Source organism: Streptomyces marispadix, from assembly GCF_022524345.1.
Classification (GTDB): Bacteria; Actinomycetota; Actinomycetes; order Streptomycetales; family Streptomycetaceae; genus Streptomyces; species Streptomyces marispadix.
This window is the reverse complement of sequence record NZ_JAKWJU010000002.1, coordinates 3,104,831-3,124,561: the sequence shown is the minus strand read 5'-3', so window position 1 is coordinate 3,124,561 and position 19,731 is coordinate 3,104,831. Positions and strand designations below refer to the sequence as shown.

The 19,731-nt window shown below is 69.1% G+C and carries 17 protein-coding genes, 1 tRNA gene and 2 pseudogenes; 9 read left to right on the top strand and 11 right to left on the bottom strand.

The genetic code is table 11. The annotated features are described in order from the left end of the window. Positions 1 to 51: 51 nt before the first annotated feature. Both MMA15_RS12995 and MMA15_RS12990 read left to right on the top strand, forming a co-directional pair. Positions 52 to 840 (top strand): class I SAM-dependent methyltransferase, encoded by a 789-nt coding sequence (locus tag MMA15_RS12995; RefSeq protein ID WP_241059622.1) that lies wholly within the window; start codon positions 52 to 54, stop codon positions 838 to 840. A 798-nt stretch (positions 841 to 1,638) separates the two neighbouring features. Then, positions 1,639 to 1,779 (top strand): annotated as a pseudogene (locus MMA15_RS12990) (IS630 family transposase); the annotation flags it as partial. A 142-nt stretch (positions 1,780 to 1,921) separates the two neighbouring features. Here MMA15_RS12990 and MMA15_RS12985 read toward each other — a convergent pair. From MMA15_RS12985 to MMA15_RS12965, 5 genes and pseudogenes are all read right to left on the bottom strand, one after another. Beyond that, positions 1,922 to 2,422 (bottom strand): hypothetical protein, encoded by a 501-nt coding sequence (locus MMA15_RS12985; protein WP_241059619.1) that lies wholly within the window; start codon positions 2,420 to 2,422, stop codon positions 1,922 to 1,924. A gap of 110 nt (positions 2,423 to 2,532) precedes the next feature. Then, on the bottom strand, positions 2,533 to 2,853 hold the full coding sequence (locus MMA15_RS12980; protein ID WP_241059617.1) for a hypothetical protein: 321 nt from the start codon (positions 2,851 to 2,853) through the stop codon (positions 2,533 to 2,535). 54 nt (positions 2,854 to 2,907) lie between these two features. Continuing rightward, positions 2,908 to 3,201, bottom strand: a pseudogene (locus MMA15_RS12975) (VOC family protein); the annotation flags it as partial. Positions 3,202 to 3,246: 45 nt separating this feature from the next. Further along, positions 3,247 to 3,654 carry a helix-turn-helix domain-containing protein gene (locus MMA15_RS27895; RefSeq protein WP_277400199.1) on the bottom strand — a complete coding sequence of 136 codons (408 nt, stop codon included), beginning with the start codon at positions 3,652 to 3,654 and terminating at the stop codon, positions 3,247 to 3,249. A 74-nt stretch (positions 3,655 to 3,728) separates the two neighbouring features. Beyond that, a tRNA-Gly gene (locus MMA15_RS12965) sits at positions 3,729 to 3,802 on the bottom strand. A gap of 646 nt (positions 3,803 to 4,448) precedes the next feature. Here MMA15_RS12965 and dcd point away from each other — a divergent pair. Further along, the gene (gene dcd / locus MMA15_RS12960) at positions 4,449 to 5,024 is read left to right on the top strand and encodes a dCTP deaminase (RefSeq protein WP_241059612.1); all 576 of its coding nucleotides are present in this window, start codon (positions 4,449 to 4,451) and stop codon (positions 5,022 to 5,024) included. Between the two features lie 116 nt (positions 5,025 to 5,140). Further along, a complete protein-coding gene (locus MMA15_RS12955) occupies positions 5,141 to 5,641 on the top strand; it encodes a phosphoribosyltransferase (protein WP_241059611.1) in 501 nt (166 codons plus the stop codon). A gap of 100 nt (positions 5,642 to 5,741) precedes the next feature. On the opposite strand, the gene MMA15_RS12950 is transcribed toward MMA15_RS12955, so the two are convergent. Together MMA15_RS12950 and MMA15_RS12945 are read right to left on the bottom strand one after the other, a co-directional pair. Continuing rightward, positions 5,742 to 6,374, bottom strand: a complete 633-nt coding sequence (locus MMA15_RS12950) for a DUF5994 family protein (RefSeq protein ID WP_241059610.1) — start codon at positions 6,372 to 6,374, stop codon at positions 5,742 to 5,744. Between the two features lie 215 nt (positions 6,375 to 6,589). Then, complete coding sequence (locus MMA15_RS12945; RefSeq protein WP_241059608.1) at positions 6,590 to 7,135, bottom strand: GNAT family N-acetyltransferase; 546 nt, start codon at positions 7,133 to 7,135, stop codon at positions 6,590 to 6,592. Between the two features lie 513 nt (positions 7,136 to 7,648). On the opposite strand from MMA15_RS12945, the gene MMA15_RS12940 reads away from it, so the two are divergent. After that, positions 7,649 to 7,879, top strand: coding sequence for a hypothetical protein (locus MMA15_RS12940; protein ID WP_241059606.1), 231 nt, complete (start codon positions 7,649 to 7,651; stop codon positions 7,877 to 7,879). A gap of 385 nt (positions 7,880 to 8,264) precedes the next feature. Here MMA15_RS12940 and MMA15_RS12935 read toward each other — a convergent pair whose 3' ends face one another. The 4 genes from MMA15_RS12935 to MMA15_RS12920 form a co-directional block, all read right to left on the bottom strand. Then, the gene (locus MMA15_RS12935; protein WP_241059604.1) at positions 8,265 to 9,269 is read right to left on the bottom strand and encodes a Yip1 family protein; all 1,005 of its coding nucleotides are present in this window, start codon (positions 9,267 to 9,269) and stop codon (positions 8,265 to 8,267) included. A 318-nt stretch (positions 9,270 to 9,587) separates the two neighbouring features. Next, positions 9,588 to 11,087: an FG-GAP-like repeat-containing protein gene (locus MMA15_RS28220; protein ID WP_241059589.1), complete on the bottom strand. Its 1,500-nt coding sequence runs from the start codon at positions 11,085 to 11,087 to the stop codon at positions 9,588 to 9,590. A 370-nt stretch (positions 11,088 to 11,457) separates the two neighbouring features. Then, a complete protein-coding gene (locus MMA15_RS12925; protein WP_241059587.1) occupies positions 11,458 to 11,865 on the bottom strand; it encodes an ATP-binding protein in 408 nt (135 codons plus the stop codon). A 569-nt stretch (positions 11,866 to 12,434) separates the two neighbouring features. Beyond that, positions 12,435 to 14,735, bottom strand: a complete 2,301-nt coding sequence (locus MMA15_RS12920; RefSeq protein WP_241059585.1) for a (Fe-S)-binding protein — start codon at positions 14,733 to 14,735, stop codon at positions 12,435 to 12,437. Positions 14,736 to 15,051: 316 nt separating this feature from the next. Here MMA15_RS12920 and dnaK point away from each other — a divergent pair, with 316 nt between their 5' ends. From dnaK to MMA15_RS12900, 4 genes are all read left to right on the top strand, one after another. Next, positions 15,052 to 16,926: a molecular chaperone DnaK gene (gene dnaK / locus MMA15_RS12915; RefSeq protein WP_241059583.1), complete on the top strand. Its 1,875-nt coding sequence runs from the start codon at positions 15,052 to 15,054 to the stop codon at positions 16,924 to 16,926. Then, positions 16,923 to 17,669: a nucleotide exchange factor GrpE gene (grpE, locus tag MMA15_RS12910; protein WP_241059578.1), complete on the top strand. Its 747-nt coding sequence runs from the start codon at positions 16,923 to 16,925 to the stop codon at positions 17,667 to 17,669. The genes dnaK and grpE overlap by 4 nt, the downstream gene beginning before the upstream one ends. Positions 17,670 to 17,816: 147 nt before the next feature. Then, positions 17,817 to 19,013, top strand: coding sequence for a molecular chaperone DnaJ (gene dnaJ, locus MMA15_RS12905; RefSeq protein ID WP_241059576.1), 1,197 nt, complete (start codon positions 17,817 to 17,819; stop codon positions 19,011 to 19,013). Between the two features lies 1 nt (position 19,014). After that, positions 19,015 to 19,473: a heat shock protein transcriptional repressor HspR gene (locus MMA15_RS12900; protein ID WP_241059575.1), complete on the top strand. Its 459-nt coding sequence runs from the start codon at positions 19,015 to 19,017 to the stop codon at positions 19,471 to 19,473. Positions 19,474 to 19,731: the final 258 nt, after the last annotated feature.

The following is a 19,731-nucleotide window of genomic DNA, read 5'->3' as shown; positions in this document are numbered from 1 at the left end:
GTTCGTCAACGGCCCGGTATCTGCACGACGTTGACCGGCCATACTGATGCGGTGAACCGCTATCTGCTCGACAACCGTCGCCCGGAAGCCGGCGAACGGTTCGCGGCGCTCGCCGAGTTGTTCGACCCGTGGACCTTTCGTCACCTCGACGACCTGGGGCTGGGTGAAGGGTGGCGGTGCTGGGAGGTCGGCGCAGGCGGCGTCTCGGTGCCGCGCGGCCTGGCGGAGCGCGTGGGGGCCGGCGGCCGGGTGCTGGCCACAGACATCGACGTGTCGTGGGCGGAGCCCGCGGCCGGCGGCGCCCTCGAGGTACGGCGGCACGACGTGATCCGCGACCCACCGCCGGCGGAGACGTTCGACCTGGTCCACGCCCGCCTGGTCCTGGTCCACCTGAAGGATCGCGCGGCCGCGATGCGAGTCATGGTCGATGCGCTCCGGCCGGGCGGATGGCTGGTGATCGAGGACGGCGACCCAGCCCTGCAACCACTCGCGTGCCCGGACGAACGCGGCCCCGACGAAGCGCTGGCGAACCGGCTGCGATCCCGGATCCGAACGCTGATGGCCGAGCGCGGCGCGGACCTCGCATACGGTCGCACGCTGCCCCGGCTACTGCGTGAGTCAGACCTGACGGACGTAGGCGCCGAGGCCTACTTCCCCATCGCGTCACGCGCGTGCACGATCCTGGAGGCGTCCACGGTCCAGCACGTCCGCGACCAACTCCTGGCCGCGGAACTGGCCACGCCCGAGGAGATCGAGACGCATCTCGCGAACCTCGCGCACGGGGAACTGGACCTCATGCTCGCCCCGATGATCACCGCATGGGGTCGCAAGCCGGCCTGATACTCAAGATCCGCGCCGTCCCGTGGGAACGCTTCACTGGCCCCTGACTCAGGACTCGCCAGGGTCCGCCGCACGAAACCGCAAGGCCCGGGCCGCCGTCCTGGGTACGAGGAGCGTGCCGCCGAACGGCGTGCTGAGGACGGTCACGAGAGGACCAAGCACGGTGCAACACCAGTCGCCCAGGGAGTACTGCTACATCATCAGTTTCGCTGCCCACACACAGGTCGTGTCGTACTCGGGCACGTACGTACCGCCGCCTGGCATGACCCGGCATGAGGTGTTCCTCAAGGTCCGTGAAGACCACCTGCAAATGCTGTCCAGCAGGATGAGGAGCGTCGCGAACGTGTGCTTCTTCTCTCTGGAGCCCAACCAGCTGGCATGAGGCGCCCCATGTCTCATCAGCGCGGTTCCTCATGGCAGTCGAGGACCTGACCGTGTCCGGTGCGGCGTTGACGGGCTTCGTTGGCGGTCTCGACGTGCCTTCCGGCTGCCGATCTGGTGCAAGACCTTTAGAGAGGCCCAGCCAACAAACAAGGCCCGGGTCTTTGACCTGGGCCTTCGTCGTGGAGCGGGTGACGGGAATCGAACCCGCGCTCTGAGCTTGGGGATCACCGTGCAGATCGGGCCAGTTGGCGCCTGACCTGCGCAGAGGGGACTTGTCCAGTCGTCGAACGGCTCTTCCAACGGCCCTCTGATGACCGTGGTTTGGCCTGTTCTGGTGCGCATGTGGTGCGGCAGTCGTGCGGCGAACACGAGGCTGTCGCCGCGGTGTTCAACGTGAAACCGACCAGTCTTGGTGCGACCAAGGTCATCGTCGCCTTCGACTATCTCGAAGCACTCATACGCGACCGGCTCAAGCGCCTTCAGTACCGGTCCGGCATCCTCGACGGTTTCTTGGTGGGCACCGGCCCGGCCCTCGACGAACCAACATCCCCTTGACGCGCAGAGGTCAGTGATAGCGCCTGCCGGTGGCCGGACACCAAAGAGACCACTCACCGTGACGGGTGCCTGACTCCGTCTCGTCCTTTGACGAGAGCCGAACCCGTCGCGGAAGCCGAGTCCGTCACGTCGAGGGGAGTGATCAAGCGTTTTTGACTCTGACCGGGCGTCCCGAGACCGCTCCGGGCGCTGCGATCAGCGAACGCGCCTCGGAAGCTGCCATCGTCACCTGATTTGACGATGCGAAGCCGGCATCGGTCCAGGCCCGATTGAAGCGCCTGAGCATGAGCCCTTGAGCTGCGCCGATGGCGATCAGCAGCCCGACAAGCAGCAACAGCGCCGGCATCACGAGCGCGCCACCTGCGTCGACGCCGACCCAGGCGAGGACCATGCCGGCCGCTAGCGCCACCACGTCGATCACGCCGACACCCACCAGAACAGCGGCAAGCACGTTGAAGAAGCGCTGGTTCCGAGCGATGCGATAGTCGAGCGCCTCCAGGTCGGCGAGTTCCAGCTTCTGGTTCGTGGCGTGCGTCCCGAACAGCTGCTCGTGGGGTTGATCCCCTTTTGAACGCTGTCGGATCACCGTGCCGTCCGCAACGATGTGCCACTGGACCGTCCACGGCTTGTTCTGCCGCGTCATACATCTACCTCCTCCGAGAACGGGCGATCATCGCCCACCGCTTCTTCCTCCAGGCGTGCTCGCTCCTCGCCATGCCGAGGGGAGCCCATTCCCGCGTACGCGCGTTTCGCTCATGGACGTGGCGGCGTTGCGCCGACGGACGGCTTGCCTTTCCCTGGCTTCTGCAACAGTGCGATCGCCCCGCAGAGGACCGAGACCCCGAAGAGGCACATCAGCAGTCCTCCGATCTTGGCCTCGGACTCGGAGTCCGGGCTGCGCCCGGTGCCTGAGGACTCGGCCACCACCCGGCCGGGGCTGGCGAGGGCGTCGACTCCGATGTAGAAGAGACCTGCCGCGAGGCAGACCAGGACGACGGCGCCCAGTATCCGCCCCGCGCTGCGGGGCGCAGGGGGCGTGGACGGGGCGCCCTCGAGGGGTTTGCGATCAGTCATGGCGCGCAGGCTACTGCCCTCCCTGGCAGAGACAGGTCTCGGGTCTTGTAAGGATCAGATGGCTGTCTGGTCCGGGGCCGGAGCGGGCTCACTCATCACGTGCGGGATCGTGCACGTGCTGGTGAAGCGCCCTGAAGCACCAGAATCCGCTTCCGGGTCCCGGACGCCGTATCCCCGCTGCCCGTAGGGCATCTCCTGCGGCTCATACCAGATCGTCACCCCAGCCGACCTGGCCTGCTCGAAGTGCGCGTCCACATCGTCGATGTAGTCCATGACGCCCGCGTTCGACTGAGCATCACGAACTCGTCCACCATGCGCAGTTGCTGACCTCGTCAGCGTACGAACGTGCGGCTGGCCCGTATTGGACGTTTGTCCGCTCCTGGGCCGTCCCGTTCAGGGCAGTGTGCCGTCGGAGGACTCCGAGCGGCGCGGCCGCAGATGCTCCCTAGGAGCAGTGCCCGCACTCCGCCGGAACTCCCGGTTGAAGTGGGCCTGATCGCTGTAGCCGGTGCGCAACGCCACTTCCGCCAGCGGCAGCCTGCCGTCCACAGTCACGTGGGCAGCCCGCTCGAACCGCCGCAGACGCGCCAGGCTGGCGCGGCTCTCAACGACCTGCTGTTGACCGGGGTTTACCCGCGCTACGGGAACGGCGTGGGGCACGCGATGGCAGGCGGGCAAGTGTCGGGGTCTACCGGAGTTGGTGTACCGGATGCTGAGGGCAACGTTGCCGTACTGCGCAGATGTGCAGCACGGAATGGACTGACAGACATCTGTCCGGAAGAGCTCTGCAAGGCAGCTCATCGGCGATACCGTCCCCGCACAACAAAGAAGCCCCGGGCCTCTGGCCTGGCGGCCTCTGGCCTGGGGCTTTGTGCTGGAGCGGGTGACGGGAATCGAACCCGCGCTCTGAGCTTGGGAAGCTCATGTTCTACCATTAAACTACACCCGCGAGGAGCCGTCCGATCGTCGGCTTCGACGCCGATACTCTACCTCATCGCCGACCCCCGCCGCATAGGCCGAGGGGTCTTTTTGCTGCTCCGGGACGGGGTAGGGGCCCTCGGGGCAAGGGAGTTGGGGCGTAGCGTGGGTGGTGGGGAGTCGGGCGGTGGGTTGTCGGTTTGATCCCTTAATGTGGCTTTCGTCGACCACGTACTTGGGGAGAGGAGAGCGATGGGGGCCACCGTCGTTCAGTGTGCCGAGGGGCATGTGTTCAGTACCTCGACGTTCCCGATGCAGAACTTGCGGAGCGGGCGCATCGGGCCTGGCCGGTTGTTGAGGTGTCCGAGGTGTGCGCGTCTGCGGCAGGCGGTGCCGGTCCCGGTGCCCGGGCAGGTTCGCGGGCGGGGGCGGGAGCCGGGGGCCGACACTCCGGCGGTGCCGCGCCCCGCCAAGTACGAACGGTGACGCGGTAGGTGAGGGCGGTGATCCGGCACGGTGATCCCGCACGAGGGTGAGCCGCCCGGACGAAGCCCCAGACGGAGACCCGGGCGAGGTTCCGTACGAAGAAGCGGACAGGCGTGGGCAGTTCGGCAGGCGCGTTGGCGCGGGGCCGGTGCGATTGGGCCGGCCCTTTGCCGTACGCGTAGTCTCTGGCCGTGCTTCTCTCTGACAAGGACATCCGGGCGGAGATCGACAACGGCCGGGTGCGGATCGATCCGTTCGATCCCGCGATGGTGCAGCCCTCCAGCATCGATGTCCGACTGGACCGCTATTTCCGGGTGTTCGAGAACCACCGGTACCCGCACATCGACCCCGCCGTCGAACAGCCCGATCTGACGCGGCTGATCGAAGCGCAGGGCGACGAGCCCTTCATCCTTCACCCCGGCGAGTTCGTGCTCGCGTCGACGTATGAAGTGGTGACGCTGCCGGACGACCTCGCCTCCCGCCTGGAGGGGAAGAGTTCGCTGGGGCGGCTGGGGCTGCTGACGCATTCGACCGCGGGCTTCATCGATCCCGGCTTCTCCGGCCATGTGACGCTGGAGCTTTCCAACGTCGCTACGCTGCCGATGAAGTTGTGGCCCGGCATGAAGATCGGGCAGTTGTGCATGTTCCGGCTGACGTCGCCCGCTGAGCATCCGTACGGGTCGGCGCTGCACGGTTCGCGTTATCAGGGGCAGCGGGGGCCGACGCCCTCGCGTTCGTATCTGAACTTCCACCGGACACAGGTCTGATCCGAGCAGATCCGGCCTGATCAGATGCAATCCGATGCAGCAGATGCAGCAGATGCAGCAGATGCAGCAGATGCAGAAGAGGATCTGTCCGGTCCGAACGAGAGGGAGTCGCCGGCGTGAGCGGTGAAGAGCGCGAGAACCTGACGTATCCGCTTTTCGGGCAGGCGGTACGGGAGTTGGCGCAGGCCGTCGCGGACGACGGATACGACCCGGACATCATCCTGTCCATCGCACGCGGCGGCCTCTTCGTCGCGGGCGGCCTCGGCTACGCCCTGGACGTGAAGAACCTCCATGTGATGAACGTCGAGTTCTACACCGGCGTCGGCCAGACGCTGGACATGCCCGTGATGCTGCCGCCCGTGCCCAATGTCGTCGATCTGAGCGAGAAGAAGGTGCTCATCGCCGATGATGTCGCGGACACGGGGCGGACGTTGAAGCTGGTGCAGGACTTCTGCGCGGAGCACGTCGCCGAGGTGCGGAGCGCGGTCATCTACGAGAAGTCGCAGTCAGAGGTGAAGTGCGAGTACGTGTGGCGGCGTACGGACCAGTGGATCAACTTCCCCTGGAGCGTGGAGCCGCCGGTCGTACGGCGGGACGGGCAGGTCCTCGACGCCTGAGGGGCGCGAGGCGGTCGGTGCGCCTCGGTGTCAGCGGGCGACAGCCTGCGGCAACCGGCGTCGGCATGCGTGCATGCGGTCAACGGGCGTGCGAGGCGCGTCAACCGGCGTCAGCGGGGGTCTCGTGCCAGGCGGGTGCGGCGATGCCAGTGGCCACGAGGATCTGCTGGCCGGTCTCCGTGTTGCCGATATGGGTGGCCATGGTCATGGCGGCATGCGCCTCGTCGACTCCGGCGTCGGGCGGCACGGCGAGCAGTGAGAAGCTGCCCAGTTCGCCGCGGCTGACGAGGATCGTGTCCTCCCCCAGCGGGAACCAGTCGATCTGTATGTACCTGCCCTCCACGTAGAGGGGCTCGCCCAGGCCGTCCCATGCGTCCGCGTCCAGGCCGATGTGGTCGATCGGGCCCAGGTGCTCGCTCAGTACGCTCACCAGCCCCGGCAGTTCCGCGTGGACGTTGCGCGAGTGGGGCCACCAGGCACCGTCGAAGAGGCCCTGGCCGGAGGGTTCGGACTTCAGGCGCAGCGCCAACAGGCCCGGTTCCACGGGGAGATGGAGGGCGCTCAGCGCGGAGAGGTCCACGACCGGCATGTTGGGTTCAGTGTCCGTGCTGCCCGCGATGTGCACCGCGGGGGCGGGGGCAGGGGCAGGCGCCGAGGACGGGGGCGCCGTGGGTGCGCGGGGCGTGCCGGATGTGCGGGGTGTCAGTTCCGGATTGCCGTATTCAGCCCTCATGGTGTCCGCCCCTCTGTCGCCCGGGAGCTGTGGGAACGACAGCCGGCCGACGGTGGAACCGTCGCCGCCTTGGTGCCCTGGTGCCCTGGTGCCATGACCCCGGGATGCCGGGATGCCCTGCTGCGTTGGGGACGCCCTGGATGGGTGATTCGCCCCATTTTTTCCCAGCGTACTCCCGGTGCACCGCGGCCTACGGAGCCTGCTCGGCAGCCCCTCTACCTGGGAAGACGCCGGGTCCAGGCCTCCAGCGGCGGACGGTCGGGGAATGGTGTGATCTTGCCGAGGCTCTCCCAGCCCCACGAGGTGAGCGCGGCGCGGGCGGGCATGTCGTCCTGGTCGATCAGCGTGACGGCGAGGGCGATGCCAGAGGGGGTCAGCAGATGATCCTGGAGGCGGGTCGCGATTCCACGTCGCCGGAAGGACGGCAGCACCATCAGTTCGGTCATCACGAACGCCCGTCCGGCGGCGGTGAGTTCGGCCATCGCCGGCGGCAGCTCACCGTGGAGCCCGGACCACCACTCGTCGGTACGCTCCGCGCGGTAGCCGTAGACGGCGCCGGCCAGTACCCCGGCGGCGCTCGCGGTCACCAGCTCGAAGCCGGTGCGCTCGACGTGTTCGCCGAGGCGGCGCAGATACTCCGCGCGGTCGTGGAACTCCTCGCCCGCCGTGCCCCGGTACGCCTCGACGTACAGGTCCGCGACGGCCTCCCGCTCCCGGTCCGCCTGCCATCGGCTGAGCCGCCGCAGGAACACCTCTGCCATCTCCTCCGCCCCCTCCCTGCCCCGTCCGCTCCTCCGTCGGGCCCGTCCGGCCCTGCCTCCGGGCCGCGCGAGACCGGTTACGGGCCTTGCGCGTGCCGGTGGGTGCGATGCCGTGGCGACCAGTCGCGAACGGACGCGACTCGTAGCGATCTGCGGCGATCGACCGTGTACGGCCTTGACCGGCAGTGACCGGGCTCCGACAGGGAGGAGCTGGAAATACTGAGAATACTTTGTTTCCGGAGATTCGGACTCGCTCCGGCCGGCTTCGGCTGACTCGTCGCGCCTCTGAAGTGGCCGCTTCCGGCGGGGAGTTCGGCAGGGGCTGTGCGGGGCGGGGCGGATCGCTTCGGGGCTCGACGGGACGCGGGGGTGCTGTTCGAGGGCGCAGCCTGTGTTTCCCGCGGGAAACGGGCACTCGCCTCTCGTGCGCCCTCACTGCGTACAGCGCGGTACGGCGGATGAGCGTGCCGCATCCGTACGGAGTGGGCCCACGTGCCGGAGGGAGGAGGGACCATGCTGGACATCCTCGTGACCGTCGGCGTCATCCTCGTGCTGATCGCGCTGGCGGCGCTGCTGCTGCATCTGATCAACACGCATCAGCGGCAGGACGTCGCCACCGCCGACTACGAGCGGTTCCATCCGGGGGACCCGCCGGAATCCAGGAGCGAAAGCGATTCCGCCGGGAACCGTGAGGGAAAGCCGGACGCGGGCGGCGGACCGCCACGCCGCGAAGGCGATGCTTAGGCGGGGGCTGTGCGGTGCTCAGGCGGGCCGGGGCCCTTCCGTGAGCGGTGCTCTCGTTGCGTAGCGCTGCTCCGTGACGTGGCGGGTGCTCCGGGGGCGCGTCCTGACCGTGTCTGGGTGGTGGTGGTGGTGGTGCGTGAGCACTGCTCCGTGATGTGTTCGGCGCTCTCCTTGTGAAGCACCGCTCTGCGCCGGGCAGTTGAGCACCGCTCTACGTTCGGAGCACCGCCCTCAGCCGTTCGGAGAGCGCCGCTCTCGGGGCGAAGCACTGCTCCGCCGCCCCGGCCCCCGGTCACCGCAACGTGAGCACCGCTCTCGGCCGCTCAGAGAGCGCCGCTCTCGGCGGGAAGCACCGCACCCCGTTTTCCTGGTTTTCCTGGCTTTCCTACAACGTCCCCAGCTTGATCAGCACCAGCAGTGCCACGAGTTGAACCGCGGAGGCGCCCAGCGCCCGGGGCCAGCGGATGTCGTGGGATCGGCTGACCATCATCGTGAAGAGGGCGCCTGCCGCGACCCATGTCACCCAGCCCAGTACCTGCACGATCGGAGCCGTACCGCCGAGGAAGAGGGCGACGAGCAGGCGCGGTGCGTCCGTCAGCGACATGATCAGCATGGAGAGGCCGACCGTCGGGGCCCACGCACCGTCGCCGCCGAACTGGCGGGCCAGGGTGTGCGTCACGGCACCCAGGATCAGGCCGACGAGTACGACGGCGATGCCCGTGCTCAGCACGTACGGGATGGCGCTGGAGAGCGTCGCGTGGATGACCTCCTCGCGCGCCTGGTCGAGGCCGAATATGGCGAGCAGCCCGTAGAGGAAGGTGACGATGATCGCCGGGGCCCACACGCTGTGGTCGCGCATCTGCCAGAAGGTCGCGCTGGGGCGCAGCAGGACGCCGCTCAGCAGTTCCTTCCAGTGCAGGCGCGGGCCGGGGGGAGGGGCCGGGCGGGAGTAGTCGTAGTCGCCGTAGGTGCCGCCGGGGCCGTAGCCGTCGTCCGGGCCGTGGCCGCCGGCGGGGCCGTACGGGTCGGGCACGGTGAAGGAGCGGGTGTGGCCGGCCGAGTTCGCATACGGGTCTCCGGCCGGGCCGCCGCCTCGTGCCTGGGCGCCCTGACCGGGACCGGCAGCGTAGGGGCCGGGGCCGAACTGCGGCCCTCCGCCTCGCCCTTGCTGCGGGTGAGCGCCGTGCTGGTCTCCGAAGTACTCGGGTTCGCCACGGCCGCCGTGGGGCCACTGCTGCGGCGGGCGCTGCCCGTACGCTCCGGGTCCCGGCCCGGGACCCCCCGGGCCGGAGCCGGGTGCGCCTCGACCCGAGCCCTGCGGTCCGCCGTACTGCCCTTGCTGCTGCGCGCCCCGGGAGCCCCGGCCGCGTCCGATCCTGAAACCAGCCACGCCTTCGAACGTACCTTGTCCGCGAGGCGCCGAGGCCGGGCCCGGGGGATTGGACCGGGCTTTGTGGCCGATCCGGTACAACCCGTAGGGCTCGCCCCTAGGGCACCGGCGACGGCGCCACCGCCGGGCACCGGCCCCGGCCATACGGCCCCCGGCCCTTACGGCCACCGTCAACGCGGCACCGAGACCGGCACCGGCACTCGGCACCGTCCACGCGGCACCGGCACCGGTACCGTCACCCGCCCCGGCACTCGGCACCCCGCACCGCGCCTCGGCCCCGTCCGCGGCACGGTGCCCTTGCCTGCGCCCGCCGCAGCCTCAGTCGTCGACCCCCCACAGCGGCGCTCCCGCCGCATTGCCGAAGGTCTTGCCGAAGCGGGCGCCCTTCGCCGGTGCTCCTACGTCGCCGGGCGCGAAGGTGCGTGCGCCGTCGGTCTCGACGCCGTCCGCGCCGCCGGGGAAGGACCACACGGCACCGTTCCCCTTGCCCTCGCCCGGGGCTGCGACGGACAGCTCGGCCTTGCCGTCCTTGTCGTGGTCGTTCAACCGGACTGCCGCGCCGAGGAGTTCGCCTGCCGCGGCGTCTCCCGGTACGCCCTCGAAGTCCTGGCTCATCGCCTGTGCGCCCTTGCCGGTGAGGCCCTTGGCGCTGCCGTCGAGCACCACGAACGAACCGGCTTCCTTCTTGCTGCCGATCGCCTCGAACGGGACTCCGGCCGCGAGGTCGTCGTAACCGTCCCCGTCGACGTCTCCGGCCGAGAGGGTGCCGCCGAACTGGTCGTTCTTCTCGTTCGCGCCCGGCACCCCCGAAGTGGCCTGTGTGAAGGTCGCGTTCCGCTTGCTCGGGCCGCTCTTGCTGCCGTAGACGATCCGCACGGTGCCGGAGTCGAAGGGCAGGTTCTCGATGATGCCCTCCGGTACGTCGCGGTAGGCGAGGTCGCCGTAGCCGTCGCCGTCGAAGTCGCCGATCGTGCCGGTGGCGCCCTCCTGCCCCTTCAGCCCGGAACCGGGCTTCAGGCCGTCCTCGCCTCCCTTGAAGAACAGCGCCTCGCGCGACGCCTCTTCGAAGGCCCGCATCACGACGAGGTCGTCGGCACCGTCGCCGGTGATGTCGCCCGGGACCAGTGCCATGACGTCCGCGCCGTCGGCGGTCAGCTTCAGCCGCTGCTCGTCCGCGAACTTGCCGTCACGGGTGAACGGGCCGCTCAGCACGCCGTAGTCGTCGCGCTGCATGGCCAGGTCCTGCTTGCCGTCGCCGTCGAAGTCCCCCGCGGTCAGATTCCTGCCGAGGCCGTAGGTCTCCTTCGTGCCCGGGTCGAGGAGGGTCGCGTCCTTGCCGCTCAGCCCGTCCTTCGCGCCCCAGAGCAGGGTCACGCTGCCGGACCCGGCCGGTGACTGCCGTTCGTCGCCCTCCGCGGCGACCGCGAGGTCGGTGAGGCCGTCGCCGTCGAGGTCGGCGGCGGCCAGAGCGCCGCCGAAGAGGTCGCCGTCCGTGGCGTCGCCGGGGACGCCGGGGGTGTTCTGGTCGACGACGGTACGGGTGGACGGGTCGAGGCCCTTCTCGGAGCCGTAGACGACGGTGATGTAGCCGGTGGACTCCGCGTTCTCGGGGGCGCCGACCGCGAGGTCCTGGAAGCCGTCGCCGTTGAAGTCCTCCTTCACCTTCCGCTTCCCGTCCGCCACACGGTCCGGCTTGTGAGCGGCGGCGCCCGTGTGCGACGGCTCGGCGGCGCCGGCGTCGAGAGCGAGGGCACCGGCCACGGCGGTGCCGAGGGCGACCGCGAGGGCGGTGCCCGTGGTGAGTGTGCGCTTGCGCACGAATCCTCCCTAGAGATGCGACCAAGGAGGTCCTGCCCCTTGTGGGGGCGAGCCGGTGCCTGGTCGGGGCGCGGCTCAAGGGGCGAGGGTCAGGACCCTGGACTGGGAGTGGAAGACATCCCTGGGAGATGGGCGGTTCCGATGTCCGGGTATTTGGTACGTACCAATTTCGGTGAGGTGGCGGCATCCCCTTCGCAGCGCCCCGCACGCGGCAACTCCCGTACAGAGCCGCTCAGTTGAGACCCGCGGGCGCTCAGCGCCAGCCCGGGCGCAGCCCGACTGCCGTCCGTCCGCGCCCGATCGCCGCCCGGCGAGCGGTTCCGGCGAGCGGTTCCGGCGGTCGGTCGGTCCCGGTGAAGAGGGTGAAGAGTCAGCCGCCCGGGAGCCTGACCGCGAGGGTCACCACTGCCCCGGACTCCGGTCCGGCGGGTTCGACGCTCAGCCTGTCGGTGACCAGCCGGGCGAGCCACAGACCGCGTCCCGCGGTTGCTCCCGCGACCCCGGGGGCCAGCTCCGGAATGACGTCCTCCGAGAAGCCGGGGCCGGAGTCCTCGACGCGGCACTCCAGTTCGCCCGCGAGGTGACGCATCACCAACCGGCCGGTGCCTCCCGCGTGTTCTACGGCGTTCGTCGCCACGGCGTCGACGGCCACCACGAATTCACCTCTGCGCGGTTCGGCGAGCCCGGCAGAGGCCGCGCACTCCTCGACCTCGATACGGATGCGCGGGAGATCGCGCGAGGTGAAATGCAGCCGGCACAGGCGCTCGTTGGTCAGCATGCGCCCATCTCCTCGACGGTGGTCGGCGTAAGGACCGGGTCTTCCCCCTGCCTGCGCGGCGTGCGGGCCCGGTCGCTGTTGCCCCGCACGTCGTTCGGCGATCTGCGGTGTTCGCAGCGGCCTAAGCGCCTGGCTTCCCTGACCGTCGTACGGCCTGGGCGGGTGCCGGGGCCGGGCGGCGCGTCACTTCTCGCCGCGGGCGGGGAGACGGGAGTGGCCGGGGACACCGGACGGGTCTCCGCCACCATGCCGCCGCCGTCCAGCAAGCGTGTTCGCCTCCCTCTCTGTTCGCGCGCTTCTGCTGCCGCTGGTCAGCGAGGCTAAGGCGCCGGGTGCCGGTTGGGTATCCCCCGAAGGGGATTGACGTGTGAAGAACGCTAAGTGACCGATTCCGAACGGAGGTTGCCGCAAACGGGCGCCATACGTGCGTAATCGGGGCGCAATACGTCGGCAACCGGCCAGACGGTCAACCGTAAATCGAGCAGCAGCACGGGCGGGGCCCGCCGTCCACAGAGGACAGCGGACCCCGCCCGTTCACTTGTGCCCGTACGTTCCGGGCACCGCCGCGGCTACTTCGCGGGCTCCGGCTCCGGGCTCGCCTCCGTCTCCGGCTCGTCCGACGGGCCGTCGTCCCGCGGCGTACGTACGGAGTCGAGGAGGAGCTGGGCGACGTCCACGACGCGCAGGTCCTCCTTGGCCTTCTCCTCGTTCTTCTTGCCGTTGACGGAGTCCGTCAGCATGACGAGGCAGAACGGGCAGGCCGTGGAGACGATGTCGGGGTCGAGCGACAGGGCCTCGTCGACGCGCTCGTTGTTGATGCGCTTGCCGATGCGCTCTTCCATCCACATACGGGCGCCGCCCGCGCCGCAGCAGAAGCCGCGCTCCTTGTGGCGGTGCATCTCCTCGTTGCGGAGCCCGGGCACCTTGCCGATGATCTCGCGCGGCGGTGTGTAGACCTTGTTGTGGCGGCCCAGGTAGCACGGGTCGTGGTAGGTGATCAGGCCCTCGACCGGGGTCACCGGCACCAACTTGCCCTCGTCGACGAGGTGCTGGAGCAACTGCGTGTGGTGGATGACCTCGTAGTGGCCGCCGAGCTGCGGATATTCGTTGGCGAGGGTGTTGAAGCAGTGCGGGCACGTCGCGACGATCTTCTTCTTCGAGGCGGGGAGCTTGGTGCTCTCATCGTCGTCGTCCTCGCCGAAGGCGGCGTTCAGCGTGGCGACGTTCTCCTCGCCGAGCTGCTGGAAGAGGAACTCGTTGCCCAGGCGCCGGGGGGAGTCGCCGGTGCACTTCTCGTCGCCGCCCATGATCGCGAAGTTGACGCCCGCGATGTGCAGCAGCTCCGCGAAGGCCTTGGTGGTCTTCTTCGCCCGGTCCTCCAGGGCGCCCGCGCAGCCGACCCAGTAGAGGTAGTCGACCTCGGTGAGGTCCTCGACGGTCTTGCCGACGACGGGCACCTCGAAGCCCGTCTCCTGGGCGAGTTCCTTCGTCCACTCCAGCCGCTGCTTCTTGGCCAGGCCCCAGGGGTTGCCCTTCTTCTCCAGGTTCTTCAGCATCGTCCCGGCCTCGCTCGGGAAGGCGCTCTCGATCATCACCTGGTAGCGGCGCATGTCGACGATGTGGTCGATGTGCTCGATGTCGACGGGGCACTGCTCGACGCACGCGCCGCAGGTCGTGCACGACCACAGCACGTCCGGGTCGATCACGCCGCCCTCTTCGGCGGTGCCGATCAGCGGCCGCTCCGCTTCCTCCAGCGCCGCCTTGGGTACGTCCTTGAGCTGCTCCTCGGTGGCCTTCTCCTCGCCCTCCATGGTCTTGCCGCCGCCTGCGAGGAGGTACGGGGCCTTGGCGTGCGCGTGGTCGCGCAGCGACATGACCAGCAGCTTCGGCGACAGCGGCTTGCCGGTGTTCCAGGCCGGGCACTGCGACTGGCAGCGGCCGCACTCGGTGCAGGTGGAGAAGTCGAGGATGCCCTTCCAGGAGAAGTCCTCGACCTGCGAGGCGCCGAAGCGGACCTCTTCCTCGTTGTCGTCGTCGAGGGCCGTCTCGAAGTCGATCTCCTTGCCGCCGGAGACCATCGGCTTCAGCTCGCCCAGCGCGGTGCCGCCGTCGGCGTTCCTCTTGAACCAGATGTTGGGGAAGGCGAGGAAGCGGTGCCAGGCAACGCCCATGTTGGTGTTGAGCCCGACCACGATCATCCACACGAACGAGGTGCCGATCTTGATCAGGGCGACGAGGTACACCAGGTTCTGAAGCGCGCTCACGCTCAGCCCGTCGAAGGCCGCGACCAGCGGGTACGACACGAAGTAGGCGGCCTCGTAGCCGTCCACGCCGTGCAGCGCGCCCTCCAGCCCCCGCAGCACCAGGATGGCCACGCCGATGGTGAGGATGACGTACTCGACGAAGTACGCCTGACCCGCCTTGGACCCGGCGAACCGAGACTTGCGTCCCGCACGCGACGGCAGGCTCAGCAGCCGGATCACGATGAGCGTCGCGATGCCCAGCGTGGTCATCAGCCCCAGGAACTCCGTGAACACCTCGTAAGGCGCCCACGTCCCGATCAGCGGCAGCGTCCAGTCCGCCTTGAAGAGCTGCCCGAGCGCATGCACCAGCGTCAGTACGAGTGCGAAGAAGCCCACGGCGACGAACCAGTGCGCGAAGCCGATGACGCCCCACCGGTTCATCCTGGTGTGCCCGAAGAACTCGCGCGCCACGGTGAGCGTGCGGGCGCCCGGGTCGTCGGAGCGCGTTCCGGCGGGCACCGGCTGCCCCAGCCTGACGAAGCGGTAGATCTGCGCGATGGCGCGCGCGAACAGCGCGATGCCGACCGCGGCCAGCACCAACGAAACGACGATCGCGGCGAGTTGCATGAGGGCTCCTCGGGCGGCCTTCGGCCGAGACCTGATCGGCTTACTAAGCGGTAACTTTTCGGATCCGTACGAGACTACCCACTCGCCGGGGGGTGCTGGTACCCGGGCGCGCGGTGATCTGCGTCGCGGGGCGCCCGGCGGAGACGCGGCGCCGCCCCGGCCTTCCCGTACGTCTGCTCCGTTGCTGGTCGGAGGCGGGTGCGCATAAAGAGTGCATAAGAGTTGAGTGGAGTCCGCTCAGGTCGTTTGACGTTATGGGATCGGCCGGGCACTCTTGAGTCAGCTTCACTCAAGACATCAGCTGGAGGAAACCGAAATGGCACGTGCGGTCGGCATCGACCTGGGCACGACGAACTCCGTCGTCAGTGTTCTCGAAGGCGGTGAGTCCACCGTCATCACCAACGCCGAGGGCGCCAGGACCACGCCGTCCGTTGTGGCCTTCGCGAAGAACGGCGAGGTCCTCGTCGGCGAGGTGGCCAAGCGGCAGGCCGTGACCAACGTCGACAGGACGGTCCGGTCGGTCAAGCGCCACATGGGCACCGACTGGAAGATCAACCTGGACGGCAAGGACTTCAACCCGCAGCAGATGAGCGCCTTCATCCTGCAGAAGCTGAAGCGCGATGCGGAGGCATACCTCGGCGAGAAGGTCGAGGACGCCGTCGTGACCGTCCCCGCCTACTTCAACGACGCCGAGCGTCAGGCCACGAAGGAGGCCGGCGAGATCGCCGGCCTGAACGTGCTGCGCATCGTCAACGAGCCGACGGCCGCCGCACTCGCCTACGGGCTGGAGAAGGAGGACCAGACGATCCTGGTCTTCGACCTCGGCGGCGGCACCTTCGACGTCTCGCTGCTGGAGATCGGCGACGGCGTCGTCGAGGTGAAGGCCACCAACGGCGACAACCACCTCGGTGGTGACGACTGGGACCAGCGCATCGTCGACTACCTGGTCAAGCAGTTCCAGTCCGGGCACGGCGTCGACCTGTCCAAGGACAAGATGGCTCTCCAGCGCCTCCGCGAGGCCGCTGAGAAGGCGAAGATCGAGCTGTCCAGCTCCACCGAGACCACGATCAACCTGCCCTACATCACGGCCTCCGCCGAGGGTCCGCTGCACCTGGACGAGAAGCTGACGCGCAGCCAGTTCCAGCAGCTCACCGAGGACCTGCTGGAGCGCTGCAAGACCCCGTTCCACAACGTGATCAAGGACGCTGGCATCCAGCTCTCCGAGATCGACCACGTGGTGCTCGTCGGCGGCTCGACGCGTATGCCCGCGGTGGCGGACCTGGTCAAGGACCTGACGGCGGGCAAGGACGCCAACAAGGGCGTCAACCCGGACGAGGTCGTCGCCATCGGCGCCAGCCTCCAGGCCGGCGTGCTCAAGGGCGAGGTCAAGGACGTCCTGCTGCTCGACGTCACCCCGCTGTCCCTCGGCATCGAGACCAAGGGCGGCATCATGACCAAGCTCATCGAGCGCAACACCACGATTCCCACGAAGCGTTCGGAGACCTTCACCACGGCCGAGGACAACCAGCCCTCGGTGCAGATCCAGGTCTTCCAGGGCGAGCGCGAGATCGCCGCGTACAACAAGAAGCTCGGCATGTTCGAGCTGACGGGCCTGCCCCCGGCGCCGCGCAACGTGCCGCAGATCGAGGTCACCTTCGACATCGACGCGAACGGCATCATGCACGTCTCCGCCAAGGACCTCGGCACCGGCAAGGAGCAGCGGATGACCGTCACCGGCGGCTCGGCGCTCCCGAAGGAAGACATCGAGCGCATGATGCGCGACGCCGAGCAGTACGCCGACGAGGACGCCAAGCGCCGCGAGTCCGCCGAGACCCGCAACCAGGCGGAGCAGCTCGTCTACACGACCGAGAAGTTCCTCAAGGACAACGAGGAGAAGGTCCCCGGCGAGATCAAGACCGAGGTCGAGACCGCCGTCGAGGACCTGAAGGAGAAGCTGAAGGGCGAGGACACCGCGGCGATCCGCGAGGCCAGCGAGAAGGTCGCGGCGACCAGCCAGAAGCTCGGCCAGGCCATGTACGCCGACGCACAGGCGGCACAGGGCGAGGGCGGCGCGCAGGCCGGGGCCGAGGGCGCCGCGGGTGCCGGTCAGTCCAAGGCCGACGGTGACGAGGACGTCGTCGACGCCGAGATCGTGGACGACGAGCAGAAGCCTAAGGATGGTGCAGCGTGACGGAGGAGACTCCGGGCTTCGATCAGAAGCCCGACGTCCCCGCCGACGCCGTACAGCCCGATGACGCTGCGGCGCAGGCCGCCGGACCCGTCCCCGCCGAGGAGGCGGGGGGTCCGGCGGACCCGGCCGGGGACGTATCCGAGAACGAGCAGGAGAGCCTGTCCGCGCAGGACGCCGCCTTCGCCGGTGACACCCAGGGCGGTCAGAGCGCGGGCCAGAACGCACAGGAGGCGGCCCTCACCGCTCAGCTCGACCAGACGCGTACGGCGCTGCACGAGCGGACGCAGGATCTCCAGCGGCTCCAGGCGGAGTTCCAGAACTACCGCCGAAGGGTCGAGCGTGACCGTGCGGCCGTGAAGGAAGTCGCCGTAGCGAATCTGCTCACCGAGCTGCTGCCGGTGCTCGACGACATCGGGCGCGCCCGTGACCACGGCGAACTGGTCGGCGGCTTCAAGTCGGTGGCCGAGTCGCTGGAGATGGTCGCGGCGAAGATGGGCCTGATGCAGTTCGGCAAGGAGGGCGAGCCCTTCGACCCGACGGTGCACGAGGCGCTCATGCACTCGTACTCGCCCGACGTCACGGAGACGACGTGCGTGCAGATCCTCCAGCCCGGGTACCGAATCGGCGAACGGACGATCCGGCCCGCTCGGGTCGGAGTCGCCGAGCCGCAGCCGGGGGCGCAGGGCGCGGCAGGCGAGGAGTCCGCCGACGAAGAGGAGAGCGGTGGCCCCGACCAGGGCTGACCAGGGTGGCCGGGACGGCCGGAGAGTTCACGCCGTCCGGACCGGCCGCGCCGATCCGACTGAGCACGCCGGCCTGACCGGGATCTCCGGTCACGCCGGTGACGGCAGAACACATGCACACGGCACCGGGGAGGAGGGACGCCGCGGATGAGTACGAAGGACTTCATCGAGAAGGACTACTACAAGGTCCTCGGCGTCCCGAAGGACGCCACCGAGGCCGAGATCAAGAAGGCCTACCGCAAGCTCGCCAGGGAGAACCACCCCGACGCCAACAGGGGCGACGCCAAGGCCGAGGAGCGCTTCAAGGACGCCTCCGAGGCGTACGACGTGCTCGGTGACGCCAAGCGCCGCAAGGAGTACGACGAGGCCCGCGCCCTGTTCGGCAACGGCGGCATCAGGACCGGCGGTCCCGGTGGCCCGGGAGGGCCGGGCGGCTTCAACTTCGATCTGAGCGACCTCTTCGGAGGCGGTCAGCCCGGAGGCACCGGCGGCCCCGGAGGTGCGGGCGGCTTCGGCGGCGGTCTCGGCGACGTGTTCGGCGGGCTGTTCAACCGCGGCGGCGCCGGTACGCGTACACAGCCGCGGCGCGGACAGGACATCGAGTCGGAGGTGACGCTCAGCTTCACCGAGGCGGTGGACGGTGCCACGGTCCCGCTGCGGATGTCCTCTTCGGCGGCGTGCAAGGCGTGCGCGGGCACGGGCGACAAGAACGGCTCGCCGCGCGTCTGCCCGACGTGTGTCGGCACGGGCCAGGTCTCGCGCGGCGGTGGAGGCGGCTTCTCCCTCACCGATCCCTGCGTCGACTGCAAGGGCCGCGGGCTCATCGCCCAGGACCCCTGCGACACGTGCAAGGGGTCGGGCAGGGCGACGAGTTCGCGCACCATGCAGGTCCGGATTCCCGCGGGCGTCAGCGACGGGCAGCGCATCAGGCTGCGCGGCAAGGGCGCACCGGGCGAGCGCGGCGGCCCGAACGGCGATCTGTACGTGGTCGTCCACGTCGACGCGCATCCCGTCTTCGGCCGCCGCGGGGACAACCTGACGGTCACCGTGCCCGTGACCTATCCGGAGGCGGCGCTCGGCGGCGAGATCAAGGTGCCCACCCTCGGCGGGCCGCCCGTCACGCTGAAGCTGCCTCCGGGCACGCCGAGCGGCCGTACGATGCGGGCCCGCGGCAAGGGCGCCGTGCGCAAGGACGGGACACGTGGCGATCTGCTGGTCACCATCGACGTATCGGTTCCCAAGGATTTGAGCGAGAAGGCGAAGGGCATCCTGGAGACCTACCGCGACGCGACCGCCGCGGAGGATCCGCGGGCGGCTCTGTTCAAGGCCGCGAAGGGAGACTGAGGTGAACGGCCGAGGCGGACGACGCAATCCTTACCAGCTGACCGACGACTCGCCGGTGTACGTCATCTCGGTCGCTGCTCAGCTCTCAGGTCTGCATCCGCAGACGTTGCGCCAGTACGACCGTCTCGGCCTGGTCTCCCCCGACCGCGCGGCCGGGCGCGGCCGTCGCTACTCGGCGCGTGACATCGAACTTCTCCGCCAGGTACAGGAGTTGAGCCAGGACGAGGGGATCAACCTCGCGGGCATCAAGCGCATCATCGAACTGGAGAACCAGGTCGCGGCGCTGAAGGCCCGCGTCGTGGAGCTCCAGCAGGCGGTCGAGGGCGCGGCGGCGGCCATGCAGCAGCGCGAGGCCCAGGTCCACGCCTCCTATCGCCGCGATCTCGTCCCTTACGAGGACGTCCATCCGCAGTCGGGTGCGCTGGTGGTGTGGCGGCCGAAGAAGCAGCGGCGGGACTGACGCCGGGCCTCCCGGGCCGGTCCCCGTTTGCTGCCTGGCTCTTCGCGTAGTCGGGTAGCCGCGTATCGCGTAAGACAAGTTCGCGTAAGACAGGCCCCTCCATGCGGCAGACGTGGAGGGGCCGTTCGCTGCCCAGGCCCGTTGAGGGCGGCGGCGTCCCCTTCGGGTTCAGGACGTTGGGCGTACTGTGCACCGGGTCGCACGGCGCCGGGCCGGGAATCGCGGGCGTTGACCCGATCAGGTGTGTGCGGTTGGCCG